Origin of the sequence: Stappia sp. P2PMeth1, assembly GCF_900185735.1 — a bacterium.
GTDB lineage: Bacteria > Pseudomonadota > Alphaproteobacteria > Rhizobiales > Stappiaceae > Stappia.
This window is the reverse complement of sequence record NZ_FYAW01000022.1, coordinates 317,297-335,461: the sequence shown is the minus strand read 5'-3', so window position 1 is coordinate 335,461 and position 18,165 is coordinate 317,297. Positions and strand designations below refer to the sequence as shown.

The 18,165-nt window shown below is 66.5% G+C and carries 18 protein-coding genes; 14 read left to right on the top strand and 4 right to left on the bottom strand.

Annotated features, from left to right (window positions below; genetic code table 11):
• Positions 1–413: 413 nt before the first annotated feature.
• The 9 genes from P2PM1_RS17100 to P2PM1_RS17060 all read left to right on the top strand — a co-directional run bounded on the left by P2PM1_RS17100 (position 414) and on the right by P2PM1_RS17060 (position 8,964).
• Entirely contained in the window at positions 414–1,568 is a 1,155-nt protein-coding gene (locus P2PM1_RS17100; RefSeq protein WP_186399872.1) for an ABC transporter ATP-binding protein, read from the top strand.
• A gap of 33 nt (positions 1,569–1,601) precedes the next feature.
• Entirely contained in the window at positions 1,602–2,738 is a 1,137-nt protein-coding gene (locus P2PM1_RS17095; RefSeq protein ID WP_186387680.1) for an extracellular solute-binding protein, read from the top strand.
• Between the two features lie 63 nt (positions 2,739–2,801).
• Positions 2,802–3,623 carry an ABC transporter permease gene (locus P2PM1_RS17090; protein ID WP_186387681.1) on the top strand — a complete coding sequence of 274 codons (822 nt, stop codon included), beginning with the start codon at positions 2,802–2,804 and terminating at the stop codon, positions 3,621–3,623.
• Positions 3,620–4,474, top strand: coding sequence for an ABC transporter permease (locus P2PM1_RS17085; RefSeq protein WP_186387682.1), 855 nt, complete (start codon positions 3,620–3,622; stop codon positions 4,472–4,474). Before P2PM1_RS17090 ends, P2PM1_RS17085 begins: the two co-directional genes overlap by 4 nt.
• Positions 4,471–5,508, top strand: a complete 1,038-nt coding sequence (locus tag P2PM1_RS17080) for a LacI family DNA-binding transcriptional regulator (RefSeq protein ID WP_186394448.1) — start codon at positions 4,471–4,473, stop codon at positions 5,506–5,508. Before P2PM1_RS17085 ends, P2PM1_RS17080 begins: the two co-directional genes overlap by 4 nt.
• A gap of 112 nt (positions 5,509–5,620) precedes the next feature.
• On the top strand, positions 5,621–6,418 hold the full coding sequence (gene gloB / locus P2PM1_RS17075; RefSeq protein ID WP_186399871.1) for a hydroxyacylglutathione hydrolase: 798 nt from the start codon (positions 5,621–5,623) through the stop codon (positions 6,416–6,418).
• A gap of 21 nt (positions 6,419–6,439) precedes the next feature.
• Positions 6,440–6,886, top strand: coding sequence for a cupin domain-containing protein (locus P2PM1_RS17070; protein WP_186399870.1), 447 nt, complete (start codon positions 6,440–6,442; stop codon positions 6,884–6,886).
• A gap of 165 nt (positions 6,887–7,051) precedes the next feature.
• Entirely contained in the window at positions 7,052–8,272 is a 1,221-nt protein-coding gene (locus P2PM1_RS17065) for an argininosuccinate synthase (RefSeq protein WP_186399869.1), read from the top strand.
• Positions 8,269–8,964: a hypothetical protein gene (locus P2PM1_RS17060; protein ID WP_208985314.1), complete on the top strand. Its 696-nt coding sequence runs from the start codon at positions 8,269–8,271 to the stop codon at positions 8,962–8,964. The genes P2PM1_RS17065 and P2PM1_RS17060 overlap by 4 nt, the downstream gene beginning before the upstream one ends.
• A gap of 19 nt (positions 8,965–8,983) precedes the next feature.
• Here P2PM1_RS17060 and P2PM1_RS17055 read toward each other — a convergent pair whose 3' ends face one another.
• The gene (locus P2PM1_RS17055) at positions 8,984–9,835 is read right to left on the bottom strand and encodes a polyprenyl synthetase family protein (RefSeq protein WP_186400063.1); all 852 of its coding nucleotides are present in this window, start codon (positions 9,833–9,835) and stop codon (positions 8,984–8,986) included.
• Between the two features lie 279 nt (positions 9,836–10,114).
• Here P2PM1_RS17055 and mtgA point away from each other — a divergent pair, with 279 nt between their 5' ends.
• The 3 genes from mtgA (at position 10,115) to P2PM1_RS17040 (ending at position 12,728) form a co-directional block, all read left to right on the top strand.
• Entirely contained in the window at positions 10,115–10,834 is a 720-nt protein-coding gene (gene mtgA / locus P2PM1_RS17050) for a monofunctional biosynthetic peptidoglycan transglycosylase (RefSeq protein WP_186399868.1), read from the top strand.
• Positions 10,835–10,999: 165 nt separating this feature from the next.
• The gene (gene rpmF / locus P2PM1_RS17045) at positions 11,000–11,185 is read left to right on the top strand and encodes a 50S ribosomal protein L32 (protein ID WP_097174322.1); all 186 of its coding nucleotides are present in this window, start codon (positions 11,000–11,002) and stop codon (positions 11,183–11,185) included.
• Positions 11,186–11,519: 334 nt separating this feature from the next.
• Positions 11,520–12,728: a hypothetical protein gene (locus P2PM1_RS17040; RefSeq protein ID WP_186399867.1), complete on the top strand. Its 1,209-nt coding sequence runs from the start codon at positions 11,520–11,522 to the stop codon at positions 12,726–12,728.
• 140 nt (positions 12,729–12,868) lie between these two features.
• On the opposite strand, the gene phbB is transcribed toward P2PM1_RS17040, so the two are convergent.
• Positions 12,869–13,597 carry an acetoacetyl-CoA reductase gene (phbB, locus tag P2PM1_RS17035; protein ID WP_186387688.1) on the bottom strand — a complete coding sequence of 243 codons (729 nt, stop codon included), beginning with the start codon at positions 13,595–13,597 and terminating at the stop codon, positions 12,869–12,871.
• Positions 13,598–13,756: 159 nt separating this feature from the next.
• Positions 13,757–14,938: an acetyl-CoA C-acetyltransferase gene (locus tag P2PM1_RS17030; protein WP_186394441.1), complete on the bottom strand. Its 1,182-nt coding sequence runs from the start codon at positions 14,936–14,938 to the stop codon at positions 13,757–13,759.
• Positions 14,939–15,281: 343 nt separating this feature from the next.
• Here P2PM1_RS17030 and phaR point away from each other — a divergent pair, with 343 nt between their 5' ends.
• Entirely contained in the window at positions 15,282–15,878 is a 597-nt protein-coding gene (phaR, locus tag P2PM1_RS17025) for a polyhydroxyalkanoate synthesis repressor PhaR (RefSeq protein ID WP_186387690.1), read from the top strand.
• 59 nt (positions 15,879–15,937) lie between these two features.
• On the opposite strand, the gene P2PM1_RS17020 is transcribed toward phaR, so the two are convergent.
• Positions 15,938–16,372: a heme-binding protein gene (locus tag P2PM1_RS17020; RefSeq protein WP_186399866.1), complete on the bottom strand. Its 435-nt coding sequence runs from the start codon at positions 16,370–16,372 to the stop codon at positions 15,938–15,940.
• 194 nt (positions 16,373–16,566) lie between these two features.
• Between P2PM1_RS17020 and ggt the strand changes: the two genes are divergently transcribed.
• Positions 16,567–18,159, top strand: a complete 1,593-nt coding sequence (gene ggt, locus P2PM1_RS17015; protein WP_186399865.1) for a gamma-glutamyltransferase — start codon at positions 16,567–16,569, stop codon at positions 18,157–18,159.
• Positions 18,160–18,165 lie beyond the last annotated feature (6 nt).

The window sequence follows — 18,165 nt, the reverse complement described above, 5'->3', positions numbered from 1 at the left end:
GGGCCTTCGCCTCAGATCAACCCTGCGGGCCGGCCTCGCGGAAAGCCCTCCCCGGCCCAACCACGCTCTCGACCCCCACCGCCAAGGCCCGCCAGCCGTTCCGGCGCGGCAACCCATGCTGCGAATCGCTCCCGTTCGAAGGTTGCATGACGTCGCGAATTCTCAAAGCCTCAACTGACATCGCGACCGCGCAGATCCGAACCTGGTGCCGTCGAGCCCGCGATCAACCCCGATCGATCGCTGAGCGTCATCTCGCCGTTACACAGCCCCCGTATCAGTCGCCTTGCAAACGCCGATGCGCGTTGCAGCGTCACGCGGCCCACGACCCGAGGCTAGAAAATGCGAAACCCGTTCCAGCGGACAACAGCACCCGGCTCGCGCCCTACGTTGCACACCTGTGCAATGAGCAGAAAATGACGCCGCAGGGGTTTCTGACCATCACCGACCTCTCCGCGGGCTATGGCACCACGCGCGTGCTCGACCGCCTCGACCTGGCGATCGTCAAGGGCGAGTTCGTCGCGCTGCTCGGCTCGTCGGGATGTGGCAAGACCACATTGCTGCGCGCCATCGCCGGCTTCGTGAAGCCCTCCGCCGGCAGCATTTCCGTCAACGGTACGGACGTGACGCGCCAGCCGCCGGACAAGCGCGGCATGGCGCTGGTCTTCCAATCCTATGCCTTGTGGCCGCATATGACCGTGGCGCAGAACATCGGCTATGGGCTCAAGCTGCGCGGCCGGTCGAAGGCCGAGATCGCCCGGCGGGTCGGCGAGCTGGAAGACCTTCTTGGTCTGGCGGGCCTGGGCCAGCGCAAGCCCGGAGCCCTGTCGGGCGGCCAGCGCCAGCGCGTTGCGCTCGGCCGGGCGCTGGCGATCGACCCGCAGATCCTGCTGCTCGACGAGCCGCTGTCCAATCTCGACGCCCGCATCCGCCTCAAGGTGCGCCACGACATCAGCGCGCTGCAGAAGCGTCTCGGCATCACCGCAGTGCATGTCACCCACGACCGCGAGGAGGCCATGGTGATGGCCGACCGCATCGTCATTCTCGACCGTGGCCGCATCGCCCAGCAGGGCACCCCGCAGGCGCTCTACAACCGCCCCGCCTCACCCTTCGTCGCCGCCTTCATGGGCGCGGAAAACCGGATCGACCTGACCGGGCGGATCATCGGCGACCGGGTGGAGATCGCGGCCGGCCCGAACAATGCACCAGCCGATCTGCCACGGGATGGGCGCCCGCTCGCCGATGGCCCTCTGGAAGCGCGGTTCCGCGCCGAAGCCGCAGCCATCGTGGCGGGCGAGAGCGACGGCAACCCGGCCCGAGACGCGCTGGACCTGCCCGGCCGGATCGAGGCGGCAAGCTATCCCGGCGGCGCCTGGCGCCACTCCGTACGGGTCGGCGACGAAGTGCTGCTCGTCGACAGCCCGACCCCCTTCGCGCTCGGCGCAGCGGTGCGCATCCGCATCCCGGCCGAAGCGCTCTTCCTCTTCGTCCGGCAGAGCAATCCTGCCGACCCCGAAGGCTCCTTGAGCGACGGCACCACGGGCCGCGTCCTGGAAGCATCCGAGACTTGAACGTCCATGATGTCTAGAAAGCGGAGTAGCGACATGAGGAAACTTCTTTCGGCGACGCTGGTGCTGGGCCTTGCGTCCACGCCGGTGACGGCGGCCGAGCTCACCGTGATCACGGCCGGCGACCAGAACATGGTCGACTACATCAACGAGTATCTCGGGCCGCTCTTCGAGGAGCAGAACCCGGGCCACACCGTACGCGCCGTCGGCACGGGACCCGGCGACGCCGGCTCGCAGAAGATTCTGGAGCGCTTTGAAGCCCAGAAGCAGGCCGGCAGCACGGTCTGGGACACGGATGTTGCCGTCGTGCACGAGAAGTTCGCGGGCCCGATGGTCTCCGGCGGCTATCTCGAGGCCTATCGCGACACCATCTCCACCGGCAAGCTGGTGACGCGGACGAACGCCGATATGGCGCTCGGCGCGAGCGTCAAGGGCTATGTCATGCCGATGTTCAACAGCCAGACCGCGCTTGCCTACAACCCCGCGCTGCTGCCCAATCCGCCGAAGAGCTACGAGGAACTCGCGGCTTGGGTGAAGGAGAATCCCAAGCAGTTCGGCTATAACGGCATCAAGGGCGGCGCCTCGGGCGTCAGCTTCGTCATGGGCTGGATCTACGCCTTCGGCGACGGCGATGCCAGCAAGCTGATGAACGGCCCGTTCGAGGAGGCGGAGACCAAGAAGTGGGATGCCGCCTTCGACAGCCTGAAGGCGTTCACCCAGAACGCCACGCTGACCCCGGGCAATGCCGGAACTCTCGACCTGCTGTCGCGCGGCGAGATCGCCATCGGTCCGGTCTGGGTCGACATGTTCTACTCCTGGCAGGCCAACGGCCAGTTGCCGCCCGAGTTCAAGCTGCTCCTGCCGGCGCCCGGCATGCCCGGCCAGCCGATGCACTACGTGATCCCGGCCAAGGCCCCGAACAAGGAACTGGCGGAGAAGTTCGTCGAACTCGCCACCAGCCCCAAGGTCCAGGCCGAAGGCATCGTCAAGCGCTTCAACTGGTATCCGGGCATCGACGCCCAGCATGTGCAGGCCGAACTCGACGCCGAAACCTGGAACAAGCTGTTCACCGATGTGACGCCGGAAGACCTCGCCAGCTATGGCAAGCCCTTCCCGATCGCGCCCTACAACAACGCGATCCTGGAAGCCTACGAGGCCAAGGCCGCGAACTGATACCGACCTGACCGCAAAGGCCGTCCGGACCCTCCGGACGGCCGCCACCGGACCGACGCCGCCATGCCAAGACGCCTGCTCGGACTGCTTCTCGTCCTGCCCGCCCTGACGGTGATCCTGTTCCTGTTCGTGCTGCCGCTCACCCTCTCGGTGGTCGGCGCCTTCGAGACCGAAGCAGGCTACGGGCTGGGCAATTTCACGAAGTCCTTCGCGCTCTACAGTTCCGACATCCTCTTCACGGTGGTGATCGTCAGCCTGTCCACCTGTCTGATCGGGCTCTTCTCCATCGCCATTGGCGGCTACCTGACGCTCGGCGAGAATCCGCGCGCCGTCGCGATCCTGCGCTGGCTGTATCGCTGGCCGCTGTTCATTCCTTTCATCGTCGTCGGTCAGGTGCTGCGCACCTTCCTCGCCAAGAACGGGTTGATGAACAATATTCTCGTCGGTGCTGGCCTCATCACGCCGCTGCAGGCGGTGAGCTTCCTCGACTGGCGCGGCATCGTGATCGCCTTCGTCTGGAAGCAGACGCCCTTCGTGACCCTGCTGCTCGCCGGGGCCATGGCCTCGGTCGACCGCGGCACCATCGAGGCGGCTCGCAATCTCGGCGCATCGCGGCTCCGCATCCTGATCGAGATTCTCGTGCCGCAGGTCGCCACCACCTTGATGGTCGGACTGGTCCTGTCCTTCGTCACCATGATGTCCGTGCTCTCCGTGCCGCTGATGATCAACGCCCAGTCGCCGACCATGCTGACCGCCGACATTGCCTTCCGCATCAATGCCTATGGCGACTATGGCGTGGCCAATGCGCTCGGCCTGATCTCGCTCGCCGCGACGGCCTGCGTCGCCTGGTTCTATCTGCGCCAGAGCATGAGGGAGCGCGGATGACCGCCCCGTCGACCACACCCCGTGCGCCGCTCCGCCCCGCGGGTATCCGCCTCGATCTGTGGTGGGTGCCGCGCGCCGTCGTGCTCGGCCTGCTGGCCTTCATCATCTTCGGTCCGCTGACCAACCTCGTCCTGTGGACCGTCGCCGAACGCTGGTACTTCCCGCATGCGCTGCCGCTGGAATACGGCTTCAGCTACTGGCAACGGGTGTTCTCGCCGCGCGGCAACGCCATGGAGTCGCTCGCCAACAGCGTGCTGGTGGCAAGCCTCACCGTGGTGCTGGCCCTCGCGCTGGCAGTGCCTGCCGGTTATGCGCTGGCCCGTCTGCGCCTGCCCTTCCGGGCCCTGATCCTGCTCGCCTTCCTGATTCCGCAGGCCTTTCCCAACCTGCCGGTCTACGTCAACATCGCCCGGCTCTTCTACCAGATCGGCCTCAACGGTACGGTCGCCGGCGTTGTGCTGGTGCATGTCACCCATGGGCTGGTCTATGCGGTGTGGATCGCCACTGCCGCCTTCTCCGCCGTAGACCAGGAATTGGAACAGGCGGCCCGCTCGCTCGGCGCCGGCGCCTTCCGCGCGTTTCGGGACGTGACCCTGCCGCTCGCCGCCCCCGGGCTGCTGGCCAGCGCGATCTTCGTGTTCCTGGAATCGCTCGACGAGTTCACCGGCAGCTATTTCGTCGGCGCTCCCGACGTCAATCTGCTGCCCCTGCTGCTGTACACTGCCGGGGCCGGCGGCAACTATCAGGTGGCATCGATCACGGCGCTGTTGCTCCTGATCCCGTCCATTGCTTTCATGCTCGTCGTCGAGCGATTCCTCAGATCCGACGTGCTGTCGAAGGTTGGCCATTGAAACAGGATCAGGGTGACAAGACCCCCGCGCGGCGCTTTATCAGCGCGCAGCAGGTGGCAGAGAAGGCCGGCGTCTCCCGCTCGGCCGTCTCTCGCGCGTTCACGCCCGGCGCCAGCATCGCACCCGAGACCCGAGAAAAGGTCATGCAGGCGGCGGCCGAACTCGGCTACCAGGTCAACGATCTGGCCCGCGGCCTGCTCGCCAACCGCAGCCGCCTCGTCGGGCTGATCGTCACCCGGCCCGAAGTGGGCTTTCGTGCCCACCTCGTTTCCGCCCTCACCCGGGCGCTGATCCTGCGCGGCAGCGTGCCGTTGATCATCAACACCGGCAGTCTGGAGCAGGAATTGCAGGCAGCCCAGAACGCCCTCTTCGGCTATCGCGCGGCCGCGACCATCATCCTGTCGGGCTCGCCGCCCGCATCTTTCGTCGACCTTGCCCGGCGCAACGGCCAGCCGCTGATCATGATCGGCCGCTCCGAGCCGGACTGCGATCATGTCCGCATCGACAATTCCGGAGCCGCCCGCACGGCTGCCCGGCTCTTCGTCGAGCGCGGCTTCACCCGGCTGGCGCTGGCTGGCGTCACCTCCGCCACGCCAAGCCTGGTGGAACGCGAGAACGCCTTCACCAACGAGGCACGGAGCCTCGGCGCCAGCGTTATCCGCGCGCATGGCCAGGAGGCGGACTATGCCGGCGGTCAGGACGCAGCCGACGCGCTGTTTGCCGGAAATCGCCCGGACGGGCGGCCCGAAGCGGTCTTCTGCGTCAACGATCTCGTCGCCATCGGTCTGATGGACCGGGCACGCGGTCGCTTCGGTCTCGACATCCCACGGGACCTGGCGGTGATCGGCTTCGACGATATTCCCGAAGCCTCCTGGGACGCCTACCGGCTCAGCACCTTCCGGCAGGATCCCGAAAAGATGGCCGAGGGCGCCGTCGGCCATCTGGAACGCCGCCTGGCCGACCCGGAGGCGCCGCCCTCTACCCTGAGGTTGGACGCCATCTTCGTGGAACGCTCGACGACACCGACGCGTTGACCCGTCAGCCCGCCGTCCCGGCCGGCCGGGTCTGCCGCCGAAGGCGGAAAGGTGCTACCTGCAGAGACCACGCCTCGGCGGAAGCATGTTTCACCATACGGAGGACGACATCATGAGCGCTGACACACGGCCGGCGGTGATCCGCCAGTTCCCCTGTCTCGACGACAATTTCGGCGTCCTTTTCCATGTGCCGGAAAGCACATCCGGGCCAGGCGGAACCATCGCCTTCGATGTCCCCGACGCGGATCCCTACAAGCAGGTGCTAAAGGAGACCGGCTGGACGCTGACGGACATCCTCGTCACGCATCACCATTGGGACCACGTCCAGGGGCTGGAAAAACTCAAGGCCGACACCGGCGCCCGCGTCACCGGCCCCGCCCTCTCGCGCGACAGGATCGGCGGGCTCGACGCTGTCGTCGAGGACGGTGACGAGGTCACCGCCGCGGGGATCGCGTTCAAGGCGATCGGCACACCCGGCCACACGCTCGACCAGATCTCGTGGTGGGCGCCGGAATTGTCCTTCGCCCATACCGGCGACACGCTGTTCTCGCTCGGCTGCGGCCGCATCTTCGAGGGCGACCCGACCATGATGTGGACCTCGCTTGAAAAGCTCATGCGCCTGCTGCCACCGGCAACGGACATCTATTGCGGCCACGAATACACGCTGTCCAATGCCCGTTTCGCGCGGACCGTCGACCCGGACAACGCCGCTCTGAAAGAACGCGTTGCCGAGGTCGAGCGCCTGCGGGAGCAGGGGTTGCCGACGCTGCCGACGACGATGGCGAGGGAGCGCGCCACCAACCCGTTCCTGCGCGCCGGCGACGCCGCGATCCGCTCGCGTCTCCATCTTGAGGATGCAAGCGACGCTGAGGTCTTCGCCGAGATCCGCCGCCGCAAGGACACATTCTGACCCCGCCGGAGAGCCTGCTCGATGTTCGCTGCCGACCTGACCGCCGCCGAGATCATTTCGATGCTCGACCTGGTGCCGCATCCCGAGGGCGGACACTACTGCGAAACCTTCCGCGATAGGGAAACGGATGCCGCCGGCCGGGCCCGCTCCACCGCCATCTACTATCTGCTGGAGGCCGGCGAACTGTCGGCCTGGCACCGGGTCGACGCGGTCGAGATCTGGCACTGGCATGCCGGCGGGCCGCTCGCCCTCACCATCTCGGAGAACGGCCACCACGCCCGTACGCTGCATCTGGGCCACGATCTCGCAGCAGGTCAGCGACCGCAGGGGATCGTTCCGGCCGGCGCCTGGCAGACGGCGGAAAGCCTCGGTCGCTGGACGCTGGTCGGCTGCACCGTCGCGCCGGGTTTCGAATTTGCCGGCTTCGAGATGGCACCCCCCGGCTGGCGACCCGTCCCGCGCCGCTGAATTTCGGCGCGGAACCGCGGGACCGCCGGGTTTCCCGGCTTGCGCTCCGGCGCCCAAAGGCTACAGTGCGCGCGAATTTCACCGGTCGGCGTGCGTCGCCGGACCAACCCGGCGCGCGGATCGCCGCAACCCGCCTCACCTGCCCAGGACTGGACTACCGACCCCATGGCACAGAAAGACATCAAGAAGGTGGTGCTCGCCTATTCCGGCGGCCTCGATACCTCGATCATCCTGAAATGGCTGCAGACCGAATATGGCTGCGAGGTGGTGACCTTCACCGCCGATCTCGGCCAGGGCGAGGAACTGGAGCCGGCGCGCAAGAAAGCCGAGATGCTCGGCATCAAGGAAATCCACATCGACGATTTGCGCGAGGAATTCATCCGCGACTTCGTCTTCCCGATGTTCCGTGCCAATGCGCTCTACGAGGGTGTCTACCTGCTCGGCACCTCCATCGCCCGTCCGCTGATCTCCAAGCGGCTGATCGAGATCGCCCACGAGACCGGCGCCGACGCGATCGCCCACGGCGCCACCGGCAAGGGCAACGACCAGGTCCGCTTCGAGCTGTCCGCCTATGCGCTCGACCCGGATATCAAGGTCATCGCCCCCTGGCGCGACTGGACGTTCAAGTCCCGGACCAATCTCATCGAATTCGCCGAACAGCACCAGATTCCGGTGCCGAAGGACAAGCGCGGCGAGGCACCGTTCTCGGTCGACGCCAACATGCTGCACTCCTCGTCCGAGGGGAAGGTCCTTGAGGACCCGTGGGAGGAGCCGCCGGCATATGTCTACCAGCGCACCGTCGACCCGATGGAGGCGCCGGACGTCCCGACCGAGATCACCATCGGCTTCGAGAAGGGCGATGCCGTGTCGCTCAACGGCGAGACGCTGTCGCCGGCCACGCTGTTCGCCAAGCTGAACGAGTACGGCCGCGAGAACGGCATCGGCCGCATCGACCTCGTCGAGAACCGCTTCGTCGGCATGAAGTCGCGCGGTGTCTACGAGACGCCGGGCGGTACCATCCTTCTCACCGCCCACCGGGCGATCGAGTCGATCACCCTCGACCGCGGCGCCGGCCACCTGAAGGACGAGCTGATGCCGCGTTACGCGGAGCTCATCTACAACGGCTTCTGGTTCTCGCCCGAGCGCGAAATGCTGCAGGCCGCCATCGACAAGAGCCAGGAGAAGGTCGCCGGCGAGGTCCGCCTCAAACTCTACAAGGGCAACGTCATCGTCGTCGGCCGAAAGTCGCCCTACTCGCTCTATTCCGAGGAACTGGTAACCTTCGAGGACGACCGCGGCGCCTATGACCAGAAGGACGCGGCCGGCTTCATCCGTCTGAATGCCCTGCGCCTGCGCACCCTGGCCAAGCGCGACCGGCTGAAGTGAACTCGCACCCGGCGCGGGATGCGGCCTGGATCGCCCTTGTCGGCGACAGGCTCGCTCGCGCTGGGTTTTGCCTGCTCGGCCGCTTCGAACCCGTCCCCGACGACGCGGTGCCGGACATCCGGCCGGGCCGCGAGACGCGCGCGGTCCTTGTCGTCGGTAGTCTCTCCAACGCGCTCTTTGAGATCTTCGCAACGAGCCCTGAGGCAGCCGACGACCAGCCAGATCCGCTGGATCGCTTCACGCGCCGGATCCTGAGCGATTTGGCGGCGAGCGAGGGTCTTGGCATCGTCTTCCCCTTCGAGGGGCCTCCCTACCACCCGTTCCAGCGCTGGACGCTGAGGGCAGGCAGCTTCTCGCGCTCGCCGATGGGCGTTCTGGCGCATCGCGCGTTCGGCCCCTGGGCGGGTCTGCGCGGGGCCCTGCTGTCGGCAGAGCCACTGACCGCATCCTCGGATGCGGGAGCGGATGGCCCCTGCCCGACCTGTCTTGAAAAACCCTGTCTCTCCGCCTGCCCGGCCGGCGCCCTGTCACAGGCCGGCTACGACGTGCCGCGCTGTCTGGCCTATCTGCGGGCAGATCCTGCTGCACCCTGCCATGACGGCTGCCTGGCACGGCATGCCTGCCCCTTCGGCCGGCCTCATGCACAGTCGGCCGAGGCAGGCAGCTTTCACATGCGCAGCTTTGTCGGGTGAAATCCGGCAGGCAGCGGCTTCAGCGGTCTCTGGCGGCAACGAACCGGGCAAGAGCGGCAAGCGATGCCGCCCGCTCGCCAAAAGCGGCAAGCAGCGTTTCCGCTTCCGCCACCAGCCGGCCGAGCTCCGCGCGCGTCCACGCCGTCCCCTTCAGCGCGACCAGAGTGGCCTTGCCGGCCGCCGCGTCCTTGCCGGCCGCCTTGCCGAGCGCCGCCGCATCGCCCTCGACATCGAGCAGGTCGTCGGCGAGTTGGAATGCCAGACCGATCACTTCTCCGAACCGGGTCAGCCGCTCGATATCCTCGACTGAGGCATCGGCGAGCCGGGCACCCGTACGGGCCGCATAGCGGATCAGCGCCCCCGTCTTCATCGACTGCAGCAGCCGGATCTCGGTCTCGCCGAGGGTGCTGTGCTCGGCCGCAAGATCCAGCATCTGCCCTCCGGCCATCCCGCCGATGCCGGCGGCGCGCGCCAGATCGCGGGAGGCCGCAAGCCGCACGCACGCCTCCGCATGCACGCGCGGATCCGCCACGAGATCGAAGGCCAGCGTCAGCAGCGCATCGCCGGCGAGAATCGCCGTCGCCTCGTCGAAGGCGCGATGCACGGTCGGCCGGCCGCGCCGCAGGTCGTCGTCGTCCATTGCCGGCAGGTCGTCATGGACCAGCGAATAGCAGTGGATGCATTCGAGGGCCGCGGCCGCGACCAGGACGCCATCGTCATCGCGGCCGAACAGCCGCGCGGCGGCAAGCATCAGACCCGGGCGCAGCCGCTTGCCGCCGCTGAGCGCCGCATAGCGCATGGCTTCAACGAGACGCGGCGGGCGCGCCAACTCTCCCTCTTCCGTCTGGCCGAGGAGCAGACGATCCAGCATGGCTTCGAACCGCCCGGCGTCGGCGGCAAGCTGATCTGCGGCATCGGCGGTCACGAAACGGCTCCTGATGGCCTTGAGGGACAGCGGCTGGCGACCGACCGCCAGCATCCTGCCTCAGTGTCGAAAATCCGGGCCGAGGTCAACAGCCTGCATGGCGCCATGCCGGTCCGCGCAGGCGTTTGTTGTCTGGAGCGCCGCCAGCCTGTATTCCGGCAGCGCGGTGTGGCACCGTGCGGATCGATAGGTCAGTTGAGACGGGCGGGGCGAGCAGCGGAACGGATGAGCGAGGAAGAGGTCAGCAGCCAGACGCGACAGCCGCGCCGGTGGCGCTTGCGCCGCATCCTGCTGCGCACGATCATTGCGCTGCTGCTCCTGCCGCCGTTCCTGACGCTGCTCTACGCCGTCGTGCCCCCCGTCAGCACCTTGATGCTGAGCCGCTACGTGCAGGGCCTTTGGGTGGCCCGCGACTATGTCCCGCTCGATCAGATCTCTCCGCATCTTGTGCGATCGGTGGTCGCCTCCGAGGATGCCCGGTTCTGCCAGCATGGAGGCATCGACTGGGAGGCGCTGCAGAGCCAGATCACGACCTTCAACGAAGGAGGCTCGGCGCGCGGCGCCTCGACCATCACCATGCAGGTCGCCAAGAACCTGTTCCTCTGGAACGACCGCAGCTATGTCCGCAAGATGATGGAACTGCCGCTCGCTCTCATGATCGATGCCATGCTGAGCAAGCGGAGGATCCTGGAGATTTATCTCAACATCGCCGAATGGGGAGAAGGCGTATTCGGTGCCGAGGCGGCGGCCCAGGCGTGGTTCGGCAAACCCGCGGCGGATCTCAGTCGCACCGAGGCGGCCCGGCTCGCCACCGCACTGCCCAATCCGCTGGCGCGAAATCCGGCCCGCCCGCGCCCCGGCCACGACCGTCTGGCGCGCATCAATCAGCGCCGCGCAACGGCGATCGACCCGCACCTGGAATGCCTACCCGGCTTCGGTCGCTGAGCGCTGCGCAAAGAATCGCCGCAGGGCGAAAATTCTCGAGATTCGGGCTGGCAAAGCGGCAAAAGGTCCGGTATAAGCCCGCCATTCCTGCACACCGTGTAGACCCACGCCCCGGGCTGACCCGGTCCGGGTTTCGCGGGATATTGCACGACGGAGAGTACGACAATGGCCGTTCCGAAGAGAAAAACCACGCGCATGAAGCGCGGCGCGCGTCGCTCCGCGGACGCCCTGAAGCAGCCGACCTATGTCGAGGACAAGGATTCGGGCGAACTTCGCCGCCCGCATCACGTCGACCTGAAGACGGGCATGTACCGGGGCCGCCAGATCCTGGCGGTGAAGGAAGACGTGTGATCGGAGCTTCCGGCAGACGCGGCGTCCGTCGTCGCGTCGTATCGGTAAGACCTTCACCCCGGCCAACCGGCCGGGGTTTGCGCGTTTTAGAAAAGGATCGAAGCCCGTGCTTCGATCCTTTTTTTGCGTTGCGCCTGCCGTCTCAGGTTTGCGAGGCCGTCTCCACCGGCTGATCCGCCGGGTCCCGCATCCGTAACTTGGAAACCCTGTGCAGGGTTGTTCCAGGACCGTGGCGAGGCAACCTTGCAGGAGAAAGGCAACTCCGGTTACCAAGGCGGCTATACGCGCAGGGGCGGTGCGCAAAGGCACGATCAGCGCAGTTTGCCGGGGCCGCATGAACGACAACAGCGGGACGTCTAAGGTCCGGAAACGACGGGTCATCTACATACCGGGCTACGACCTGCGCCGGCCCGAGACAGTCTTCAGCCAGCTCACGGAAGAATTGGCCCATTTCCTGAGACTCCGGTCGGTGTCGGGGTCGTTCTCCGGTTTGAGGCCAGGCGCCGGATCCGGGGGATCTTCTGTCGACTGGACCGGTGAAATCGCCTGGCCGGAAGGCGTGGTGACGACGCGATTCTCCCTGCTGGGTTGGCGGGATCTGAGCAAACGCGACTTTCGACGCCCCCTCTGGGCGGTCATTGCGGGGGCTGTGCGCACATTCGTCCTGTTCGCGATGGCCGGCGGCTACAGCGAGCGCCTGCGTGCCAACTGGATGAACGGCCTTTTCTTTCTCTACCCGATGCTTGCGGTTCTCGTGTTTCTGGTCGCCTCGATCGTGCCGGCGCTGCTTTTTCCCTTCATTCTCCCCGGAACCGGTCCTGTCCATGCGGCCTTGAGCGTTGCGGCAGGCCTGGCCTGGATGATCTCGCTTTACCAGGTGACCCGTCTCTTGGAACGCTGGACCTATGTCTGGTACCTGATCCATGACTGGTGTTCCATCGGACGTCTGGCGCGCAATGAAGACCCGCAGATGGCGGCGCGCATCGCCGAGTTCGCCGAACGGATCATCGGGATGGCCACCGAATGCGAGTCGGACGAGGAGTTTGTCCTTGTCGCCCACAGTTCCGGAACCTTTGTTCTGCTCTACACGCTGCGGGAGGTGCTGAAGCGCGTGCCGGATTTCGGCGAGGCGCAGGGCCGGTTCACCGTTCTGACGATGGGGTCGGCATTCGCCTATGCCGGCGGCTTCGGCGCGCAGAGAGGCTTCGGCGCCGCTGTCGCGAGCCTTGCCCAGGCACGGCATCTCGACTGGACCGATGTCTATGCCCCCCACGATATCCTTTGCTGCGGAAAGACCACGCCGGTGGCGACCTATGCGCCTTGGCTGGCGCGACATGTCCAGGAGCCGAGACGTTTCAGCGTGAGGGTGCCGGACCGGATGACCGCCGAGCTCTATCGCCATCTTCGGTTCCGCTTCTTCAAGCTGCATTTCTGCTATTTCCTCGCCTCCGAGCGAGCGGACCTCTTTGACTTCTACCGGCTTACGCTCGGACCGTTGCCCGTGGCCCGGCAACTCAGACGCTGGGAAAAATCGCTTCCCTGAGAACGGGGGCCCCGTGCCGGCGGGCTTTCAGGGCGGAACGCCGACTTTGTCTGTGGCCGCTGGCACACGAAAAGGGGCTTCCGGCATGCCGGAAGCCCCGAAGCCCGCACCGGTGCGGCCGTGGTTGTCTTGCGCCGGCGTCAGCCGTTGGCGTAGTACTGGCCGCCGTTGATGGTCAGCACGGCACCGGTCATGAAGGCCGCCTCCTTGGAAGCGAGATAGGCGACCGCCGCGGCGATCTCCTCCGCCTGGCCGAGCCGGCCGACCGGAATGCCGGCGATGATCCCTTCCAGAACCTTTTCCGGCACCGCCGCCACCATGTCGGTGTCGATATAGCCGGGGCAGATGGCGTTGACGGTGATGCCCTTGCGGGCGTTTTCCGCCGCGAGCGCCTTGGTGAACCCGATCACGCCGGCCTTGGCGGCCGAGTAGTTGGTCTGGCCGAGCTGACCCTTCTGTCCGTTTATGGACGAGATGTTGATGATGCGGCCGTGGCCGCGCTCGCGCATGCCGTCGATGACCGGGCGGGTCATCGTGAACATGGAATCGAGATTGGTGCGGATCACCGCCGACCACTGCTCGAAATCCATCTTGTGGAACCAGCCGTCACGGGTAATGCCGGCATTGTTGACGAGGACTTCCACCGCCCCCAGGTCGGAGACCACCTGCCCGACGCCCTCGTTGCAGGCCTCGGCATCGGCCACATCCCATTTGTAGACATGGATGCCGGTCTCCGCCTTGAAGGCTTCCGCCTTTTCGGTGTTGCCAGCATAGGTCGCCGCCACCGTGTAGCCGGCCGCCTTAAGTCCCTTGGAGATGGCGGCGCCGATGCCCCGCGTCCCGCCCGTCACGATTGCCACATTGCTCATTCACGTCCTCCCGTTCAGCTTGCGCTGCCGTGCCTGCCGCCGCTGACTGGCCCGGTCTGCCGGTTGCGGGCAGAAGGCCATCCGGCTTTCACCCGCATTCCAGCCGATGGCGGCCGCCCGTGCCTTGACCGGCATCAAGCGCCCGCCATCGAGCTTCGATCAACGCTCCACGCAGAGCGCCACGCCCATGCCGCCGCCGATGCACAGCGTCGCCAGACCCTTCTTCGCGTCCCGGCGCGCCATCTCGTGCAGCAGCGTCACCAGCACACGGGCACCCGAAGCACCGATCGGATGACCGATGGCGATCGCCCCGCCATTGACGTTGACGATGTCCGGGTTCCAGCCCATGTCCTTGTTCACCGCGCAGGCCTGGGCGGCAAAGGCCTCGTTGGCCTCGACGAGGTCGAGATCCTCGACCTTCCAGCCGGCCTTGGCCAGCGCCTTGCGGGAAGCCGGGATCGGGCCGGAGCCCATGATCGTCGGATCGACGCCGGCGGTCGCCCAGGAGGCCACGCGGGCGAGCGGGGTCAGGCCGCGGCGCGCCGCCTCGGCAGCGCTCATCACCACGAGAGCGGCGGCGCCATCGTTGATGCCGGAGGCGTTGCCCGCGGTCACCGACCCATCCTTCGTGAAGGCCGGACGCAGCTTGGTCATGCTGTCGAGGCTGGCACCGTGGCGGATATACTCGTCCTCCTCGACGATCCGGTCGCCCTTGCGCTCCTTGATCGTCACCGGCGTGATCTCGTCCTTGAACCGGCCGGCCTTCTGGGCCGCTTCCGCCTTGTTCTGCGAGGCGACGGCAAACTCGTCCTGCTGTTCGCGGGAGATCTGCCACTTCTGCGCGACGTTTTCGGCCGTCTGGCCCATGTGGTAGCCGTTGAAGGCATCCCACAGGCCGTCCTTGATCATCGTATCGATCATCTTGTAGTCGCCCATCTTGTAGCCGGCGCGCATATGGGCGCAGTGCGGCGACAGCGACATGTTCTCCTGGCCTCCGGCGACGATGATGGAAGCATCGCCGGCCGCGATCTGCTGCATGGCGATGGCGACGGTGCGCAGGCCCGAGCCGCAGACCTGGTTGAGCACCCAGGCCGTCGCGCTGTCGGGAATGCCGGCAAGGATGGCCGCCTGGCGCGCCGGGTTCTGGCCCTGGCCCGCGGTCAGGACCTGGCCGAACACGACCTCATCGACATCGGCGGCCGCAACGGAGGCGCGCTCAAGCGCCGAGCGGATCGCCACCGCTCCGAGCTCATGGGCCGGCGTGTTGGCAAAGGCGCCGTTAAAGGAGCCGACGGCGGTGCGTGCGGCGCTGACGATGACGACGTCGGTGGATGCACTCATTTCATGATCTCCCGAAAACCGGACCTCCCCTGGCGCGGGCATTCCCCTGGTTGTTGTCCGGCTGCCTGCGCGTTTCCCGCAAACTAGAGACGCCCGCCCGCCAAGTGTCAACCGGAACACCCCTTAGCTGTTGGCGATTTCCGCCTTCGTCGCGTCATCCTTTCGGCGCAACCGGCGCCGATCCGCATGATATGACAAAACGGTGGTGCGCCCGCCCACGATTGGCTTATCGTGCGTCAGGACGAAGTCGCGGACGTGCAGGGTGATCCGACGACCGTGGACCAGGGAGGAATGCCGCAACGGCTTGCGGGCCGGGGCGCGAAGCCGGGATCCGAAAACCGACATGGCTACAAAGACCACCGATCCGACAATCATCAAGAAATACGCCAACCGACGTCTCTACAACACAGGCACCAGCACCTATGTGACGCTCGAAGACCTCGCCCTGATGGTGAAGGACGAGGAGGATTTTGTCGTCTACGACGCCAAGACGGGCGATGACATCACCCGTTCCGTTCTGACCCAGATCATCTTCGAACAGGAGAACAAGGGCCAGAATCTGCTGCCCATCACGTTCCTGCGACAACTGATCCGCTTCTACGGCGACAGCATGCAGAACGTGGTGCCGTCCTATCTCGACTTCTCCATGTCCTCGCTCACCAGGGAGCAGGACCGGTTGCGCGAGCAGATGGCGAATGCCTTCGGCTCCACCGCTTTCGACGCAATCGAGGACCAGGTGAAGCGCAATGCCGAGATCTTCGACCGGGCCATGCGGATGTTCCTGCCCTTCGGTCCGGGCAAGGAGGCGGAAGGACAGGCGACCCGGCCAGCCGAGGCCCCCCGGAGCCCGGCCAGCGCCGACGATCTCGACGCGCTGAAGAAGCAGCTCTCCGACATGCAGAAGAAGATCGATTCCCTCGCCGGGGGCAGCCGCGAGTAGATCGCGGCCGCCCGACCACACCTGGCAGACATGTGGCCGGACGATCCGTCCGGCCTGCTTCAGCCGCAGTCTGCGGAGAAGGCGGTCGCCTCAATCCCGGCGACCGCACAGATCTCGTCGTTGTCCGATGTATCGCCGCTGATGCCGACCGCACCAAGGATCGCCCCGCCCCTGCCATCGCGAATCAGCACGCCGCCCGGCACAGGCACGATGGCGCCGCCCGCCACCCCGTTCAATGCCTGCACGAAATGCGGTCGCGTCCGGGCGTTCTCGTCGAGCCAGCGCGAGCCGGCCCCTACAGCGATCGCCCCGTAGGCCTTGCCGCTGGCCACTTGCGGCCGCAGGATCGAGGCGCCGTCCTGCCGCTTGAGCGCAACCAGATGGCCGCCTGCGTCCAGAACGGCAACGGTCAGCGGCTTCACGCCGAGTTCCGCGCCCTTGGCAAGGGCCATATCGATGATCTTTTCCGCGCTGGAAAGGGTCAGTTTGCTCATTTCCTATGGCCTCCGTGCCGGCATCCGATAGTCTTCACCGATCCATGGCTAACAGGGTAGCCGCCTGCCACCAACGGACAAGAACGACAAGCACTCATTCCCTGAGGGTGAAAATATCCTCCTCCCCCGGCGGCTCGGCGGGCGCGACAGTCCCCGCTCCGCATCCAGCAAAACACACAAGACCAAGGATCGTTATGCGCGATTTCCATGCCCCGGGACGCTCGAGCGTCCATGCCACCACCGCGATGGCGGCGACCTCGCATCCGTTGGCGAGCGCGGCCGCACTGGAAGTCCTGCAGGCCGGCGGCAATGCCGTCGATGCTGCGGTGGCCGCCTCAGCCGTGCTGGCCGTCGTCGAGCCGCAGATGACCGGCATCGGCGGCGACTGTTTCGCCATCGTCGCCCGGCCCGATGGCTCGATCCACGGCATCAACGGGTCCGGCCCGGCACCGAAGGCGGCAACGCCGGCACGGCTTGCCGAACTCGGCGTAAAGAGTATCGACGCGCAGGGCCCGCATTCGGTCACCGTTCCCGGTGCCATTCGCGCCTGGCACGATCTTCTCGCCGCTCACGGTCGCCGCAGCTTCGCCGAACTGCTCAAGCGCGCTATTTCCTACGCCAGGGACGGCTATCCGGTCGCACCCCGTGTCGCCCATGACTGGGCGCTGGCGGTGCCCAAGCTTGCTGCCGATCCGGGCGCGCGCGACAGCTATCTCTTCGGTGGAGCGGCCCCGAAAGCGGGCGATGTCGTCCGCCAGCCGGCGCTCGCACGCACACTGCAGAAGATCGCCGCCGAGGGGCCGTCCGGCTTCTATGAGGGCGAGGTCGCCCGCGACATCGTCGATACGCTGGCTGCGCGCGGCGGGCTGATGAGCCTCGACGATCTCGCCGGCATGACCACTCTGCCGATGCCGCCGGTGATCCGGTCCTATCGCGGCATCGATGTTGCAGAGCTTCCGCCCAACGGCCAGGGCTTCATCGCCCTCGTCATGCTCGGGCTGCTGGAGCGCTTCGATCTCGCCTCGCTCGATCCGCTCGGCACCACTCGCTTCCATCTTGAGCTCGAGGCCGGCCGCCTCGCCTATTCGGTGCGCGACCTGTTCCTCGCCGATCCGGACCACATGCGGCACGGGCCGGATGCCTTCCTGTCATCCGACTATCTCGACAAGCTGGCGGCCCGGATCTCCCCGACAACCCGCATTTCGGAGATCCCCCCTGCCCTGCTCGGCCCCTCGTCGGACACGATCTACCTCACGGTGGTCGACCGCGAAGGCATGGCCGTCTCCTTCATCAACTCCGTCTACAAGAGCTTCGGCTCCGGCATCTGCGCCCCGAAGAGCGGCGTCATGCTGCAGAACCGCGGCGCCTGTTTCCGGCTGGAGCCGGGACACCCGAACTGCATCGATGGCGGCAAGCGCCCGCTGCACACGATCATTCCCGCAATGGCACTGAAGGATGGCCGGCCGTATCTCTCCTTCGGGGTAATGGGGGGCGGCTACCAGCCTTGTGGCCATGCCCATGTGCTGAGCAACATCGTCGACTTCGGCATGGATCCGCAGGAGGCGATCGATGCCCCGCGCATGTTCTTCGACGAGACGACCCATGTGCTGCAGGCCGAGCGCCATGTGCCGCATGAGACCCTCGTCGGCCTGCGCGACCTCGGTCACCAGGTGGAGATCGTCGCGGAGCCCATCGGCGGCGGCCAGGCGATCCTGATCGACCGCGCGCGCGGCGTGCTTGTCGGTGGTTCCGATCCCCGCAAGGACGGCTGCGCCATCGGCTACTGAGACACC